Source organism: Pseudomonas sp. JL3 (assembly GCF_031570575.1).
GTDB classification, from domain to species: Bacteria; Pseudomonadota; Gammaproteobacteria; order Pseudomonadales; family Pseudomonadaceae; genus Aquipseudomonas; species Aquipseudomonas cucumis.
In genome coordinates this window covers 598,961-614,471 of the sequence record NZ_JAKWJK010000001.1, presented here as the reverse complement: position 1 = coordinate 614,471, position 15,511 = coordinate 598,961, and the positions used below count along the sequence as shown (strand labels likewise).

The following is a 15,511-nucleotide window of genomic DNA, read 5'->3' as shown; positions in this document are numbered from 1 at the left end:
AAGCAAAGATGCAGTGAACACAAAACCTGTGGCGAGGGAGCACGCTCCCTCGCCACAGTTAACTGAACCGCAGCACTAGGCCGTCGCTTCGACTCGCTGCTTTTTCGGTTGCTGCCAGGACTCGCTGGCGGTCTGGTCCATCGCTTCCTGAATCGCCCGTTTGCGGGTTGCTTCGGCCTTGCGGCTGAAGTACCAGACCAGGAACGTCACCAGCGACACCGCCAACAAAATCAGACTGGCCACGGCATTGATCTCAGGCTTCACGCCCAGACGCACCGCCGAGAACACTTCCATCGGCAACGTCGTCGAGCCCGGGCCCGAGACGAAACTCGCCAACACCAGATCATCCAGCGACAAGGCAAACGACATCATGCCGCCGGCCGCCAGTGACGGCGCGATCATCGGAATGGTGATCAGAAAAAACACCTTGAACGGGCGCGCGCCGAGGTCCATGGCCGCTTCTTCGATCGACAGGTCCAGCTCACGCAAACGCGCCGACACGACCACCGCCACATACGCTGCACAGAAGGTGGTGTGCGCAATCCAGATCGTGACGAGGCCACGTTCCTGCGGCCAGCCAATCAACTGCGCCATGGCCACGAACAGCAGCAAAAGCGACAGACCGGTGATCACTTCCGGCATCACCAGCGGCGCCGTCACCAAGCCACCAAACAGCGTGCGACCCTTGAAGCGCGTCACGCGGGTGAGCACGAAAGCGGCGAGGGTGCCCAGCGCTACCGCCGCAATCGCGGTGTAGCAGGCGATTTCCAGCGAGCGCACCACCGAGCCCATCAATTGCGAGTTGTCGAGCAGGCCGACGTACCACTTCACCGACCAGCCGCCCCACACCGTCACCAGTTTCGAGGCGTTGAACGAGTAGATCACCAGAATCAGCATCGGCAGGTAGATAAACGACAGGCCGAAAATCAGCATGAACTTTGAAAATCCGAAGCGTTTCATCCCCGTCCCTCCATCTCTTTGGCCTGGCTGCGGTTGAACAGCAGAATCGGCACAATCAGAATCGCCAGCATCACCACCGCCAGGGCGGATGCCACCGGCCAGTCGCGGTTGTTGAAGAACTCTTGCCACAGCACGCGGCCGATCATCAGGGTTTCCGGGCCGCCCAACAGTTCCGGAATCACGAACTCACCGACCACCGGAATGAACACCAGCATGCAACCGGCAATGATCCCGTTCTTGGCCAGCGGCACGGTGATTTTCCAGAAGTTGTTGAAGTTGCTCGAGCCCAGGTCCGACGCGGCTTCCAGCAAGCTGTGATCGTGTTTCACCAGGTTGGCGTACAGCGGCAACACCATGAATGGCAAGTAAGCGTAAACAACCCCAATGTAGACCGCCGTGTTGGTATTGAGGATCTCGATCGGCTGCGACGTGAGCCCGGTCCACATCAGGAACGCGTTGAGCAAACCGTTGTTGCTGAGGATGCCCATCCACGCATAGACGCGAATCAGGATGGCCGTCCAGGTCGGCATCATGATCAACAGCAGCAAAACGTTTTGCGTTTCCTTGTTGGCCTTGGTGATCGCGTAGGCCATCGGGAAACCGATCACCAGGCACATCAGCGTGCTTAAAAACGCGACCTTCAACGAGCCGAAGTAGGCCGAGATGTACAACTCATCCTCGGTCAGCAGCGCGTAGTTGCCGATGTTCAGCAGCAGCTGAAATTTCTGTTCGGCGAAGGTGTAGATCTCGGAGTAGGGAGGAATGGCCAGCGCCGCTTCCGAGAAGCTGATCTTCATCACCAGGAAGAACGGCAGCAGGAAAAACAGGCACAGCCACAGGAACGGAATGCCGATGACCAGTTTGCGGCCACTGGGCACCAGGCGCAGGAACTGCTGATTGAAGGTTCTCATGAGCGCAGTACCACGCCGCTGTCGTCTTCCCACCACACGAAGACCTGATCGTCCCAGGTCGGGCGCGCGCCACGGCGTTCGGCGTTGGCCATGAACGACTGGACGATCTTGCCGCCGGGCAGCTCCACGTAAAACACCGAGTGGCCGCCGAGGTAGGCGATGTCATGCACCTTGCCCTCGGACCAGTTGTAGCGAGTCTCGGGCTTGAGGGTGCTGACCAGCATTTTTTCCGGGCGGATGGCGTAGGTGATCGACTTGTCCTGCACCGACGTACTCACGCCGTGGCCGACGTATATCTTCTGTTGCAGATCCGGGCTGTGAATGATCGCGTGACCTTCCAGATCCTCGACCACGGTGCCGTCGAAGGCGTTCACGTTGCCGATGAACTCACAGACCATGCGGCTGACCGGGGCTTCATAGATGTCGACCGGGCTGCCGATCTGGGCGATCCAGCCCAGGTGCATGATCGCGATGCGTTCGGCCATGGTCATGGCTTCTTCCTGATCGTGGGTCACCATCACGCAAGTCACGCCGACGCGCTCGATGATTTCCACCAACTCCAGTTGCATCTGCGAACGCAGCTTTTTATCCAATGCACCCATCGGTTCGTCGAGCAACAACAGCTTCGGGCGCTTGGCCAACGAGCGCGCCAATGCCACACGTTGACGCTGGCCGCCAGACAACTGATGCGGCTTGCGTTTGGCGTACTGGGTCATGTGCACCAGCCGTAGCATCTCTTCGACACGGGCGTCGATTTCGCTGGCGGGCAAACGGTCCTGCTTGAGGCCGAAGGCGATGTTCTGCGCCACCGTCATGTGCGGGAACAGTGCGTAGGACTGGAACATCATGTTGATCGGCCGTTCGTACGGCGGCATGTCGGTGATGTCGACACCGTCGAGCAGAATCCGTCCTTCGGTCGGGCGCTCGAAGCCGGCGAGCATGCGCAGCAGCGTCGATTTACCCGAGCCGGAACCGCCGAGCAGGGCGAAGATTTCCCCTTGATGGATCTCCAGGGACACATCGTCCACGGCGGTGGTTTCGTCGAATTTCTTGGTAACGCGGTCGACTTTCACCAACACCTTTTTCGGTGCCTGGTGACCTTCAAGAGCCTTCCTGTAAATGCTGGAGGCGTTTGCCATATGAAACTCCCAACAGGTTTCAGTCGTCGGGCCAACGCGGCCTGACTTAAGAGTGGATTGCAAGCCCAAGCCGTACGGTGTCAGTCAGCCAGAACGCTCCCACAAGGGGATTTGCGTTTGAATCACTGGCCCATACCGATCGGGCTTATTCGGCACCGCCGTCCTGGCTGCCTGGTCGTACTTGTTGTTATTGCGGTTCATCTATTACGTGAGCGACCGGCGCGCAAAGGCACGCCCGCCAGACTCACGGGGGCAGTTAAATCGTTGAATGCTTTTTGAAGTCAGCGCGTATTACGCAGCGCCGCCCGTTGCCGGCACGCGTCGCCAAACGCCTGGAAAATACTCAAATAGGGGGGATTCGAAAGCACCTGCCATTCCGGGTGCCATTGCACGCCGACAGCGAAGGCCTTGCTGTGCTCGACAGAAATCGCCTCGATCAAGCCATCCGGTGCGACAGCCTCAGCGCGCAGGCCGGGAGCGAGTCGGTCGATGCCTTGGCTGTGAATCGAATTGACCTGGAACACCTGCGGCAGGTCCAGCGCTTCGAACACACCGCCCGGCTGCACACTCACCGCATGAGCAGGCGCGTACTGCACGGCCAGGTCCGGGTGATCCGCTTCGCGGTGATCGAGGTAGCCGGGCAGTTCATGCACCTTCTGATGCAGGCTGCCACCGAACGCCACATTCATTTCCTGAAAGCCCCGGCAGATGCCGAGCACCGGAACACCGGCAGCAATGGCTGCGCGCAATAAGGGCAGGGTGGTGGCGTCCCGTTGCGGATCGTGATCCGTACCGGGGGCACTGGCCGGGCCTTGATAGTGGAAGGGCTCCACATTCGATGGCGAGCCGGTCAGCAACAGACCGTCGAGCTGCGCGAGCAGGTCATCGATTTCGGTCAGATCGCCTAGGGAAGGAATGACCACTGGCAACCCCGAAGCCGCGACGCTGACAGCACGCAAATACTTGTCGCCGCTGACGTGGTAGGGGTGCAGGCCAATCTGTTTGATGCACGCAGTAACGCCGATCAATGGCTTGAATGCCATTTTTATCACCTCGAAGTTTCACACTTGAACGAGCTTTTCCGGAGCTTAGCCTTGTTGATTTTAATTAACAACTCTCATGTAAAAAATTCTAAACGCCGTACGTCTGGTGTCGAGGGTTTACGCGGCGCGCAAGCCTTGCTTGGCACCATGACGCCAAAAATAGGCCGAAAAATAAAGGCTAAAGGGGCTGGTGTTCGCTATTGACTTCACTTTGCCGTTCGGGTTGACTGGCTCTCGCAAGTGAAGTGAACATAATAATTAACAGCTAATAGGTGCATCATGTCGGTCCCTCTGCGTGCCGTTCAACTCAACGAAGCAAACGCATTCCTTAAGAAATATCCTGAGGTTTTGTACGTCGACCTTCTGATTGCGGATATGAACGGTGTGGTGCGCGGCAAGCGCATCGAACGCACCAGTCTTCATAAGGTTTACGAAAAAGGCATTAACCTCCCGGCGTCTCTGTTTGCCCTGGACATCAACGGCTCTACGGTGGAAAGCACCGGCCTGGGTCTGGACATCGGCGACTCGGATCGAATCTGCTTCCCCATCCCCAATACCCTCAGCATCGAACCCTGGCAGAAGCGCCCGACCGCGCAGCTGTTAATGACCATGCACGAACTCGAAGGCCAGCCGTTCTTCGCTGACCCACGTGAAGTGCTACGTCAGGTGGTGAGCAAGTTCGATGACATGGGCCTGACCATTTGCGCAGCGTTCGAACTGGAGTTCTATCTGATCGACCAGGACAACGTGAACGGTCGTCCGCAATCGCCACGTTCGCCGGTGTCCGGCAAGCGTCCGCACTCGACTCAGGTGTACCTGATCGACGATCTGGACGAATACGTCGACTGCCTGCAAGACATCCTCGAAGGCGCGAAAGAGCAGGGCATCCCTGCCGACGCCATCGTCAAGGAAAGCGCCCCGGCGCAATTCGAAGTGAACCTGCATCACGTCTCCGACCCTATAAAGGCCTGCGACTACGCGGTGTTGCTCAAGCGTCTGGTGAAGAACATCGCCTACGACCACGAGATGGACACCACCTTCATGGCCAAGCCGTATCCGGGCCAGGCGGGCAATGGTTTGCACGTGCACATTTCGATTCTCGACAAAGAAGGCAACAACATCTTTGCCAGCGAGGATCCCGAGCAGAACGCCGCACTGCGTCACGCGATCGGCGGTGTGCTCGAGACCCTGCCAGCGCAGATGGCGTTCCTGTGCCCGAACGTCAACTCGTACCGCCGTTTCGGCGCGCAGTTCTATGTACCGAACTCGCCAAGCTGGGGCATCGACAACCGTACTGTGGCGGTGCGTGTGCCCACCGGTTCGGCGGATGCCGTGCGCATCGAGCACCGAGTCGCCGGCGCCGATGCCAACCCGTACTTGCTGATGGCGTCGGTACTGGCCGGTATTCACCACGGCCTGACCAATCAAATCGAACCGGGCGCCCCGGTGGAAGGCAACAGCTACGAGCAGAACGAGCAAAGCCTGCCGAACAACCTGCGCGATGCACTGCGCGAGCTGGACGACAGCGAAGTCATGGCGCGCTACATCGACCCGCTGTACATCGACGTGTTCGTGGCGTGCAAGGAAAGCGAACTGGCCGAGTTCGAAAACTCCATTTCCGACCTTGAGTACAACTGGTACTTGCACACGGTTTGATGGGCTCAAGGATGAAATGTGGGTGTACACAAATCGTGTGTACACCACCAACCCCTGTGGGAGCGGGCTTGCCCGCGATGGCGTCATCACCACCAACATTAATGGCGCCTGATACACCGCAATCGCGGGCAAGCCCGCTCCCACAGGGATCGCATTTCAAATCTTTAGTTGGTCAACGATCATTTATTCCTCTGCGTAGAGTCACAACCATGACAAACACTCGCAGCGACTGGGAACAACGCTTCCAGTCCCTCACACTAGAAGGCCGCGCATTCATCGACGGCCAATACCGCCCGGCACTCAGCGGCGATACGTTCGAATGCATCAGCCCGGTCGACGGCCGTTTCCTGGCGAACATCGCCAGTACCGACGAAGCCGACGCCAATGCCGCCGTGCAGGTAGCACGCCGTACATTCGAGTCCGGCATCTGGGCCAAACTGCCCCCGGCCGAGCGCAAGCGCATCCTGATTCGCTTCGCCGATCTGATTCTGCAGAACCAGGAAGAACTGGCGCTGCTGGAAACCCTCGACATGGGCAAACCGATCAGCGACTCCATGAGCATCGACATTCCAGCGACCGCCAACGCGATCCGCTGGAGCGCCGAGGCCATCGACAAAATCTACGACGAAGTCGCCGCCACACCGCACGACCAATTGGGCCTGATCACCCGCGAACCAACAGGCGTGGTCGCTGCCATCGTGCCGTGGAATTTCCCGCTGATCATGGCCAGCTGGAAGTTCGCCCCGGCCCTGGCGGCAGGCAACTCGTTCATCCTCAAGCCTTCGGAAAAGTCACCCCTGACGGCGATCCGCATTGCGCAACTGGCCCTCGACGCCGGCATCCCCAAAGGTGTGTTCAACGTCCTGCCAGGCTTCGGTCACACCGTCGGCAAGGCGTTGGCGTTGCACATGGACGTCGACGTGCTGGCCTTCACCGGCTCGACCGCGATTGCCAAGCAACTGCTGATCTACGCCGGGCAAAGCAATATGAAACGCGTCTGGCTCGAAGCAGGGGGGAAGAGCCCGAACGTGGTGTTCGCCGATGCGCCAGACTTGCGTGCAGCAGCTAAAGCCGCGGTCAGTGCGATCGCCTTCAACCAGGGCGAAGTCTGCACCGCTGGCTCGCGTCTGCTGGTGGAGCGTTCGATTCGCGAGCAATTCATTCCACTGCTGGTGGAAGCACTGCAAGCCTGGAAACCCGGCCATGCCCTCGATCCTGAAACCACCGTTGGCGCAGTCGTCGATCAACGCCAACTGGAGAACGTGCTGCGCTACATCCAGATTGGCAAAGACCAGGGCGCGCAATTAATTGCTGGCGGCAATCGTACCCTCGCAGACACCGGTGGCCTGTACGTGGAACCGGCGATTTTCGACGGCGTGACCAATGCCATGACCATCGCCCGGGAAGAAATCTTCGGCCCGGTGCTGTCGCTGATCACCTTTGACACCGCTGAAGAAGCGCTGGCGATTGCCAATGACAGCATCTTCGGCCTCGCCGCTGGCGTGTGGACCAGCAACCTCAGCAAGGCCCACACCTTCGCCCGCGGCTTGCGCGCCGGCAGCGTTTGGGTCAACCAGTACGACGGCGGCGACATGACCGCGCCGTTCGGCGGGTTCAAACAGTCGGGTAACGGTCGGGACAAATCGCTGCACGCGTTCGACAAATACACCGAACTCAAAGCGACCTGGATCAAGCTCTAACACCTTTACAGCGGCGGTCGCCGGCACATGCCGGCGGCCCTCGGAGAAACGTATGAAACAAACCCATGTAAACAGCTACTACGCCGCCACCCGCAATCAAATCGGTGATTATCCGATTCTCGAGGAACTGGTGGAATGCGACGTCTGCGTGATCGGCGCCGGCTACACCGGGCTGTCCTCGGCGCTGTTCCTCAGTGAAGCGGGCTACAGCGTCACCATCCTGGAAGCCGCCAAAGTCGGCTTCGGCGCCAGCGGTCGCAACGGTGGTCAACTGGTCAACTCCTACAGCCGCGACGTCGATGTGATCGAAGAACGCTACGGCGACAAAACCGCCCAAGTGCTCGGCAGCATGATCTTCGAAGGCGCCGACATCATCCGTTCGCGCATCAAAGAGTACGACATCAAATGCGACTATCGCCCCGGCGGCATCTTCGCAGCGCTGAACAAAAAACAACTCAACGGCCTGGCCGAGCAGAAGAATAGTTGGGAACGCTACGGCAACAAAAACCTGAGAATGCTCGACGCCGCTGACATCAAGCGCGAAGTGGGTTGCGACAACTACGTCGGCGGCCTGCTCGACATGCAGGGCGGCCACATCCACCCGCTGAACCTGGCACTCGGCGAAGCCGCCGCGATCATCAGCCTGGGCGGCAAAATCTACGAACAGTCCGCCGCCGTGGAAATCACCTACGGCGAACCCATCACCGTGCGCACCGCCAAGGGCGTGGTGCGGGCCAAGTACCTGCTGATCGCCGGCAACGCCTATCTGCCGCAAGATCTCGACAACCGCGTGACGCGCAAAAGCATGCCCTGCGGTTCGCAAATCGTCGTCACCGAGCCGCTGTCCGAAAAAGTCGCCCGCAGCCTGATCACCAATAACTACTGCGTCGAAGACTGCAACTACCTGCTCGACTACTACCGCCTCACCGCCGACAACCGCTTGCTGTACGGCGGCGGCGTGGTCTACGGCGCCCGCGAGCCCGACGACATCGAGCAACTGATCAAACCAAAAATCCTCAAAACCTTCCCGCAATTGAAGGACGTAAAAATCGACTACCGCTGGACCGGCAACTTCCTGCTGACCATGTCCCGCATGCCGCAATTCGGCCGCATCGAAAAGAACGCCTACTACATGCAAGGCTACAGCGGCCACGGCGTCACCTGCTCACACCTGGCCGGCAAACTCATCTCGGAAATGATCCGAGGCGATGCCGAGCGCTTCGACGCTTTCGCCTCCCTGCCGCACATGCCCATGCTCGGCGGCCGCACCTTCCAGGCCCCACTCACCGCCATGGGTGCGGCGTATTACGCACTGCGTGATCGATTCGGTATCTAAACCTGACGCAATCCCTGTAGGCGCCGAGCTTGTTCGCGAAGACCACACCGCTTTCGCGAGCAAGCCCGCTCCCACAATTTCAGCACCACTACCCGTGCCAACGGCCGTTTTATCCGGTCGTTCATCGAACCTGCTGAGCAACACCCACAAACGTGATTTAATACCCGCCTTCCACGGTTCCGGGACGGGAAACGGCGTAATCCGCGGCCACCAGTCGCCCGCCACCCACCCCCATTACCCCTTAAGTATTCTTCGCATAAGGCTGTCATGGACACGGGCTCACGACTCAAATTAGTACGCGAAAGCTACAAACTGTCCCAGCGCGAGCTGGCCCGGCGTAGCGGCGTCACCAATGCCACCATCTCCCTGATCGAACAGAATCGTGTCAGTCCCTCCGTCAGCTCCCTGAAAAAACTGCTCGAAGGCATTCCCATGTCCTTGGCGGACTTCTTCACCTTTGATCAGCCGCCCCGCGAGCATCAGTACGTGTTTCGGGCTAATGAACAGCCGGATCTGGGGCGTCATGGGTTGCGGTTGTTGCTGATCGGGGCTTCGGTGCCGAGTCGGCAGATGCGGCTTTTACGCGAGCAGTACGCACCTGGGGCGAGTTCTGGTGAAGAGCCCATCGTGCATGCTGAAGGGGAGGAGTGTGGGCTCGTTACCCGTGGCACTGTTGAACTCACTGTTGATGGTCAGATTAGTGTGTTGAATGCCGGGGATGGGTATTACTTTCCGACGACGCTGCCGCATCGGTTTCGCAATATTGGGGCGGATGAGGCTGAAATCATCAGCGCCAACACCCCAGCTAACTTCTGATATCCAAAGCAAGCATTAAACCTGTAACGGCCTCCGCAGGGGCGACCACTACTTTTGGTCGCCCCTACTGGCGATTACCACTCCATGCCTCAGGTGAGGGCTTCTGCTACGCAGCTCAAAGTGACTTCAAGTAGTCGAGAAGCTGTGACCTTTGGATATCACTGAGGCTGCCCACGCCATAGTCATGGCCGGCGTTGCTATTGCCCTCAAGCTTGGTGTCGAAAAGAAACCAATTCTTGTCCGATTTCTCGGTCTTGAATCCCACCTTTTGATTATCGAATTCATTGGTCCCTGTATAAAAACTCGAGGGACGTTGACGGGGTGGCAGGAGAAGGTCGTTCAGGGTCGGCACAGAGCCGTTATGCAAATAGGGAGCGGTGGCCCAGATGCCGGTGAGGGGTCTTGCTTTATAGGCGAGAAGAGCAACTTTTTGGCTGTCACGGTAGCAGTTGATCAGCCGTAGCGCTTTCTCATCAACACTACTGAACATGGCATTGTCCCTGAGTCCAGGGACTTTTTGAGGTTTGGGATCTATTCCAAGCAATCCATCGAAAGCCAGCTCGACGACATCGCGTCCTTTGCCAAGTAATGTCTCCAGGACGGTCACACCCAGCATGTTGTAGAGAAGGTCATTTGACTGAATGGGCTCTTTTGATTTGTCGACTTTGGGATAACCCGCTAACACCCCAGCATCCGCTTTAAATTGATAGGCATTGCACGCCATCCAGGGGTCCGTGCTAATGGTCCTGTCATTTGGGCCCTGAGCATTTAAATTTTCATTCGCAGAGATTGGAACCATGACCGCTTTGATTGGCGTCGCGAGATCGTTTCTATCAAGGTGTGCATGGCAGCCGGCACAATTGTCCGTAAATAATTTGGCGCCTGACGAGAGGTCTTCTGGCAGCGACCCGGGCCACCGCGGAGGCTTCAGGCTATAAAGAGAATGTTCTAAAACCACCAGATTTTTCACGTTCACACTGGAGACAAATCCTGCCTTGGCCGGATTTTCTTTAACCGGTCGAATATCGGCGTACACGCCGATAGCCTCTCCAGCATTGCGCCCCAGACCTCCAACATCCAGGCCGTCGCCGCCTGGTATTAACGGGTTGATTTCTGCTTTACTGACCATTCCGTTCCATTGGAGGACGTTGTGTTGATGCGTATTCCAGAGAAATGGATAGCTTACCGGAGCATCAGAGGGGTTAGGGGTAGGCGGTTTCGCTTGGGTGACCTGACTGATCTTGTTGAAAATGTGGCCCACTGCATCAAGACGACCTGGGCCATATTGCAGATCTGTGGCATTCAGTGTCTCGTTTTGTGCATAAAACGCATTCAAGCTATCCAGGGATTTTTTCAGCCGGTGGCGATTCCCTTTCGACAGGTCATCCTTAAGAACATGCTTTGCAAAGCGTTCAAATTTTTCAGGGTCGGAAGCCGTTGTGCTTAAAGCCGCTCTCAACTCTTTAAAGAAATTTTGAAAGTCGGCGTTGGTTGGCCCGCCATTGATGACAAGATTCTGTCCTTCAAAATTGATTTGAGCCGTGTGACAAGCAGAGCAGTTCATCCCCACCCACGGCTCTTGCGTTCCTTGTCCAAAAAACCAACGGAGTTTCGTGAAAGACAGCTTGCTGTCGTGGCTATCATCCAAAACGAATCCCATCGGCAACGTAAGACGCTTACCTTTATAAGACGGATGATAAGGCGTGTAACCGTAGGCAGAGATCGTTTTGTCATTCATGAACCTCTCCTCTGAAGCGGGCTCTTCCAATGCCAGCGCCCAGGAGAGAGGGAGAATTCTCGATCCTTGTGAAAGATCATGCCAATTGGAGAGGGTGGTGTCATTCCATCCCTGATCCAGAATGTCGGCAGCCTGAGTCATTGAATTGCAGCCGAAAAACAACAATGCAGCGCAGGCAAACGGGGGGGCTTTTAGTTTGCTCATCAGATTCCCTTCTATTTGTAGTTTCCTGTTGGGACCCATCACGTTGGTAGCCAAAAGCTACCCGTCATGAGTGTAGCCACGAAAAAACAAAGCTCTTTAATTTTTGTTCTATGCAATTCGTATCGAGCCCCTCGACCACAAACCAGACCGCAATATTCCTGATTGCCACGATTGACAGCCCTCACGACTTGTAGGAATTTAGCCGCCCGCAGGTAAGGGATATCTGCTGATGGCCAAAAGATGGCCATTGTTCACCACACAAGGGATTGTCTATGCAAGGTTCAAACACCGTTGCTCAACAGGTGTGCGGTCAGCTGATGCACGAGCATCAGAACACTCCACACATGAATATTGCCCAGCAAATCCTCGAATGCCTGTTTCGACGTCGTAGCCTTGCCCCGGGGCAGGATCCCGAACTTTCGTTGCAGGTGCTGGAGCCCCATATGACGAAGGTCATGCAGGCGGTCGAGAGCGGTCGCAAGGTCGAAATGGTCTTGCCAGCCTTTCCCGGCAAGTCGCCCAGCCGCAAGAAAACCCTCAGCCATCTGCCTGATCTTGCTGAACATCATGCAATCGACGAGTTACACCGCCTGTGCAAGGAGATCCAGGAGATCTACACACCGGGGGCGCTGATTCATATCTGTTCCGATGGCTATGTGTTCTCTGACCTGGTGCATGTTCCCGATGCGGACGTCAAAGCCTACACCGACGCTATCCAGGACTATGCCGAACAGCACTATCCCGGCACGTTCGCCCATTTCGATCTCAGGGATGCCTATCCTCCGCTGGATTGTCTGGACGCCATGCGTGAGGAGATGATGATCGAGCACGGTCAGTCATTGATCTTGTTGCAGCAGCGCTTCAAGGATGATCCGCACATGATGTTGATGTACTGCGGCATCCATCGCTTTCTTTCCGAGGATTACTCGGGACTGAAAGTATTCGCCGGCATGAGCCTTAATGCGGTGAAGAAGGTCGCCAAACCGGCCTCGCAGCGGGTGATCCAGCGCAGTGAAGCCTGGAGTGCGCTGTTACAGGCGCGCTACCCGCATTGCCTGCGCCTGTCGATTCACCCGCAATTGGCGGTGTCGACGAAGATCGGTATTCGGCTGGTGCCAACCAGTGACCTGTGGCGTACGCCCTGGCATTCGGTGGCGATCAAGCGACGGGGTGTGGTCACCCTCGAAAAACGCAGCAATGTCGATGAACGCTACCACCGCTTAGTGTTCCGCAAGGGGCGTCCTTGTCACTACGCGAGTGCTCAATGATAGCGTCTCGGTTGCCGGTCGAAGCCGTACTCTTCGATTTGGATGGGACCCTGGTCGACACCTTGCCTGACATCACCTGGTGCCTGAACCAGGTATTGCTCGAGCACGGTTGTCCGACGCTGACTACAGAAACAGTGCGCGGTTACATCGGCGGCGGCACCACGGCGATGATCGAGCGAGTTGCCACGCAGTTTGGTGTCGCTGATGCGCTCGCCATGCACCAGCGCTATGTAGCGCTCTACCAAAACAACCTGGTTCAATTTTCCCGGCCATTCAGCGGCGTATTGGAATTGCTCGAAGGCTGTCGCCAGTTGGAAGTGCCGCTGGCAATCGTGACCAACAAGACCGAGGAAATGGCCCGGCAAGTAGCCGATGCACTGCTTCCACAGAATACCTTCGGGACGATTCTGGGGCATCGCGCGGGCAGGGCGCTCAAGCCTCAGCCAGATGTGGCATGGGAAGCCGCCCGGCGATTGTCGGTTGATCCGCAACGCTGTTTGTTCGTCGGTGATACCGAGATCGATCTGAAGACCGCCCGTGCTGCAGGCATGTACTCGGCGGCGGTCACCTGGGGGTATGGAATGACCCCTGCATTACAGGCCCAGGCCCCGAACTTCTGCTGCGAACAGCCTGCCGGGTTGTTGCGCATTCTGCAGCAAGTCTGCGGTACAGCACATGCGTTCACCGAGCATGGCGACACCGTTAAATCCTATTGATACACACACTCTCAAGGAAGTTGTTCTATGGAACATAGAGACGCCTGGATCGCTGCCGTCAGCGATTTGCTCGCGGGTTATCTGCTCAAAGGCACGGATGATTGTTTTGACACACAAGGCAGAGCGCATCTCGCGCTACGCCTGGGGCATTACTTCGATCAGAGCCTGCCGGTGCGTCTGGTCCTGCCGGGCTTTCCCTGCAAGTCACCAAACGCCATTGACCAGACATTCGGCGTGCTGCCGGACTACGGCGAGGTCATCGCCATCGAACGCCTCGACCAGCTCGGCCAGGCCATCGCCGCGCTGCACGCTCCGGGCTGTGTGGTGTCGATCCTCAGTGACGGCACGACGTTCAATGACATCGTCGGGGTGGCCGACGACGTTCGCGAGACCTACAACCGGGCTTTGCGTGAACTGTGCACCACCCATACGATTCAGTGGGTCAGCATGGAAGACCTGTTCCCACAGGCCCAAAGCGCCGAGTCGGTTCGTGCCAGCCTGATCAAGCAGGCCCGCTTGCCGTGGAAAAACCTTGGGGACCTGATCGAGCAGAGCCGCGATGATGAATCCCTCAGCCGGGCGCATGACAACCTCTGCAGTCACCTCTACAACGACCTGCGCCTGTGCCGTGAAGACGGACAGAGCGAGGACGAGTACCTGCAGCAAATCAACTTCAAAGCCTACCAAATGATGTATCGCGGGCAGGCATTGAATGCGGCAGTGGATCGTTTCTTTGGCGATGACATTCGATTGTCGGTCCATCAATACAGCAATGCCGGGCCCAAATTCACCTTCGGCTTGGCCGAAGGGCTGAGCCGCGTCGACAGCCCCTGGCATGCCGTGCCGGTGTGCAACCTCGACGGCAGCCAAACCCTTCGTGCCCGCGCCCAGGTCGACCTCGACCACCATGTGCTGGTCACTTATGAAGGGCGGCCATGGCTCTACCACCAAACAGAAAACCCGCAGGCCCAAGGCTTCGAATACGAACTGCAAAAACTACCGCTGTTTGGCCTGGTGGTGCGCGACCCGTTGGGGTCGGGTTTCGAACGACTGTCCACCGGCCTGCTGGAGGCGCTGGTGGAAACCTTCGGCTTCGTCTGCCTCAAGGGCTGTCGCTTCGACGATCAGGACAGTTTTGCTCGCAGCTGCGAACGCTTTGGCACGCTGTACGAATGGGCTTTCGGCGCCGTACACGTGGTCAAACCTGCGGACAAACCCCAAGGCGTGGTGCACTCGCTGGAAAAAACGCCTTTGCACTGGGACCTGAACATGCTGCCCGACAGCGACGCACAGGTTCAGCGCAACCCGAAATTCTGCGCCAGCAAATTCATGCTGTATTGCAAGACCGCGCCGCAGCCGGGCGAGGGCCAAACCACCATCGTCGACAGCCGAAACGTACTGCGCAAAGTCGGGCAGCAAGTCGCCCGACAATGGCAGGGCGTGAACATCACCTACTACACCAAAATGACCTACTTCGGCGGCTCGCCGCGCATGTACAGCCTGGTGGATCATCACCCCCGCAGCGGCGAACTCATCCTGCGTTACCAAGAGGGCACCGACTCGACACTGCAGACGCTTAGCCAGGCTGTGCAGGACCATGACGAGCAGGCTCAACAGGCGCTGCTCGAACAGGTCAACGCGCTGGTTTATGACCCGGAGTGTCTGATTGCTCATCAGTGGAGTGAGGGGGATTTGGTGTTGATCGATAACTATCGGACGTTGCATGGGCGGTTTCCGATGTCGGCGGCTTCCTCCTCGCGGGAGTTGTGGCGGGTGCAGGTTTACTGATCGTTGGCGTCTGGCAGGCCCTGGAGACAGGGCCTTCTTCGAGACATTTTTCCATCACTGCGCGATGAAGTCGCGAATCGCTCGAATAGTCTCTGTTGGCGCGTGCCGCCAACACCGCGGGGATGTCGCCGGCCTGGGGCTACTTGTCGTCGTCGCCGTCTGTGATCGACGACAAGCCAAAGACCCGACACCACGATATCCAATGAGTAAGTCAATGAAGTTGGGTTGTTCCATGT

13 protein-coding genes are annotated in these 15,511 nt (G+C 57.7%); 8 read left to right on the top strand and 5 right to left on the bottom strand.

The window, feature by feature from the left end:
• Positions 1-75 precede the first annotated feature (75 nt).
• The 4 genes from MMG91_RS02630 to MMG91_RS02615 form a co-directional block, all read right to left on the bottom strand.
• Positions 76-960 (bottom strand): ABC transporter permease subunit, encoded by an 885-nt coding sequence (locus MMG91_RS02630; protein ID WP_305449310.1) that lies wholly within the window; start codon positions 958-960, stop codon positions 76-78.
• Entirely contained in the window at positions 957-1,838 is an 882-nt protein-coding gene (locus MMG91_RS02625) for an ABC transporter permease subunit (protein WP_305449782.1), read from the bottom strand. The genes MMG91_RS02630 and MMG91_RS02625 overlap by 4 nt, the downstream gene beginning before the upstream one ends.
• 29 nt (positions 1,839-1,867) lie before the next feature.
• Positions 1,868-3,010, bottom strand: coding sequence for a polyamine ABC transporter ATP-binding protein (gene potA, locus MMG91_RS02620; protein WP_305449311.1), 1,143 nt, complete (start codon positions 3,008-3,010; stop codon positions 1,868-1,870).
• A 281-nt stretch (positions 3,011-3,291) separates the two neighbouring features.
• On the bottom strand, positions 3,292-4,053 hold the full coding sequence (locus MMG91_RS02615; protein WP_305506228.1) for a gamma-glutamyl-gamma-aminobutyrate hydrolase family protein: 762 nt from the start codon (positions 4,051-4,053) through the stop codon (positions 3,292-3,294).
• A gap of 51 nt (positions 4,054-4,104) precedes the next feature.
• Here MMG91_RS02615 and MMG91_RS02610 point away from each other — a divergent pair, with 51 nt between their 5' ends.
• The 5 genes from MMG91_RS02610 to MMG91_RS02590 all read left to right on the top strand — a co-directional run bounded on the left by MMG91_RS02610 (position 4,105) and on the right by MMG91_RS02590 (position 9,561).
• Complete coding sequence (locus tag MMG91_RS02610; RefSeq protein WP_310658637.1) at positions 4,105-4,257, top strand: hypothetical protein; 153 nt, start codon at positions 4,105-4,107, stop codon at positions 4,255-4,257.
• Positions 4,258-4,332: 75 nt separating this feature from the next.
• Positions 4,333-5,709, top strand: a complete 1,377-nt coding sequence (locus MMG91_RS02605) for a glutamine synthetase family protein (protein WP_038983837.1) — start codon at positions 4,333-4,335, stop codon at positions 5,707-5,709.
• Between the two features lie 209 nt (positions 5,710-5,918).
• Complete coding sequence (locus MMG91_RS02600) at positions 5,919-7,409, top strand: aldehyde dehydrogenase (RefSeq protein ID WP_310658636.1); 1,491 nt, start codon at positions 5,919-5,921, stop codon at positions 7,407-7,409.
• Positions 7,410-7,461: 52 nt separating this feature from the next.
• Positions 7,462-8,745 (top strand): FAD-binding oxidoreductase, encoded by a 1,284-nt coding sequence (locus tag MMG91_RS02595; protein WP_310658635.1) that lies wholly within the window; start codon positions 7,462-7,464, stop codon positions 8,743-8,745.
• 267 nt (positions 8,746-9,012) lie between these two features.
• On the top strand, positions 9,013-9,561 hold the full coding sequence (locus tag MMG91_RS02590) for a cupin domain-containing protein (protein ID WP_008011722.1): 549 nt from the start codon (positions 9,013-9,015) through the stop codon (positions 9,559-9,561).
• A gap of 115 nt (positions 9,562-9,676) precedes the next feature.
• Here the strand turns inward: MMG91_RS02590 and MMG91_RS02585 are convergent, their stop codons facing one another.
• Complete coding sequence (locus MMG91_RS02585) at positions 9,677-11,503, bottom strand: di-heme-cytochrome C peroxidase (protein ID WP_310658634.1); 1,827 nt, start codon at positions 11,501-11,503, stop codon at positions 9,677-9,679.
• 272 nt (positions 11,504-11,775) lie between these two features.
• On the opposite strand from MMG91_RS02585, the gene MMG91_RS02580 reads away from it, so the two are divergent.
• Genes MMG91_RS02580 through MMG91_RS02570 form a run of 3 tightly spaced genes read left to right on the top strand, consistent with a single transcriptional unit; the run spans position 11,776 to position 15,275 of the window.
• A complete protein-coding gene (locus MMG91_RS02580; protein ID WP_310658633.1) occupies positions 11,776-12,771 on the top strand; it encodes an isocyanide synthase family protein in 996 nt (331 codons plus the stop codon).
• Positions 12,768-13,487 carry an HAD-IA family hydrolase gene (locus MMG91_RS02575; protein WP_310658632.1) on the top strand — a complete coding sequence of 240 codons (720 nt, stop codon included), beginning with the start codon at positions 12,768-12,770 and terminating at the stop codon, positions 13,485-13,487. Before MMG91_RS02580 ends, MMG91_RS02575 begins: the two co-directional genes overlap by 4 nt.
• 27 nt (positions 13,488-13,514) lie before the next feature.
• Entirely contained in the window at positions 13,515-15,275 is a 1,761-nt protein-coding gene (locus MMG91_RS02570; RefSeq protein WP_310658631.1) for an L-tyrosine/L-tryptophan isonitrile synthase family protein, read from the top strand.
• Positions 15,276-15,511 lie beyond the last annotated feature (236 nt).

What these genes read in the sequence shown, in the direction of transcription:
- MMG91_RS02615 (WP_305506228.1), bottom strand. Translation starts at nt 4,053, where the DNA reads ATGGCATTCAAGCCATTGATCGGCGTTACTGCGTGCATCAAACAGATT.
- MMG91_RS02630 (WP_305449310.1), bottom strand. Translation starts at nt 960, where the DNA reads ATGAAACGCTTCGGATTTTCAAAGTTCATGCTGATTTTCGGCCTGTCG.
- MMG91_RS02570 (WP_310658631.1), top strand. Translation starts at nt 13,515, where the DNA reads ATGGAACATAGAGACGCCTGGATCGCTGCCGTCAGCGATTTGCTCGCG.
- potA (WP_305449311.1), bottom strand. Translation starts at nt 3,010, where the DNA reads ATGGCAAACGCCTCCAGCATTTACAGGAAGGCTCTTGAAGGTCACCAG.
- MMG91_RS02590 (WP_008011722.1), top strand. Translation starts at nt 9,013, where the DNA reads ATGGACACGGGCTCACGACTCAAATTAGTACGCGAAAGCTACAAACTG.
- MMG91_RS02595 (WP_310658635.1), top strand. Translation starts at nt 7,462, where the DNA reads ATGAAACAAACCCATGTAAACAGCTACTACGCCGCCACCCGCAATCAA.
- MMG91_RS02575 (WP_310658632.1), top strand. Translation starts at nt 12,768, where the DNA reads ATGATAGCGTCTCGGTTGCCGGTCGAAGCCGTACTCTTCGATTTGGAT.
- MMG91_RS02585 (WP_310658634.1), bottom strand. Translation starts at nt 11,503, where the DNA reads ATGAGCAAACTAAAAGCCCCCCCGTTTGCCTGCGCTGCATTGTTGTTT.
- MMG91_RS02605 (WP_038983837.1), top strand. Translation starts at nt 4,333, where the DNA reads ATGTCGGTCCCTCTGCGTGCCGTTCAACTCAACGAAGCAAACGCATTC.
- MMG91_RS02600 (WP_310658636.1), top strand. Translation starts at nt 5,919, where the DNA reads ATGACAAACACTCGCAGCGACTGGGAACAACGCTTCCAGTCCCTCACA.
- MMG91_RS02580 (WP_310658633.1), top strand. Translation starts at nt 11,776, where the DNA reads ATGCAAGGTTCAAACACCGTTGCTCAACAGGTGTGCGGTCAGCTGATG.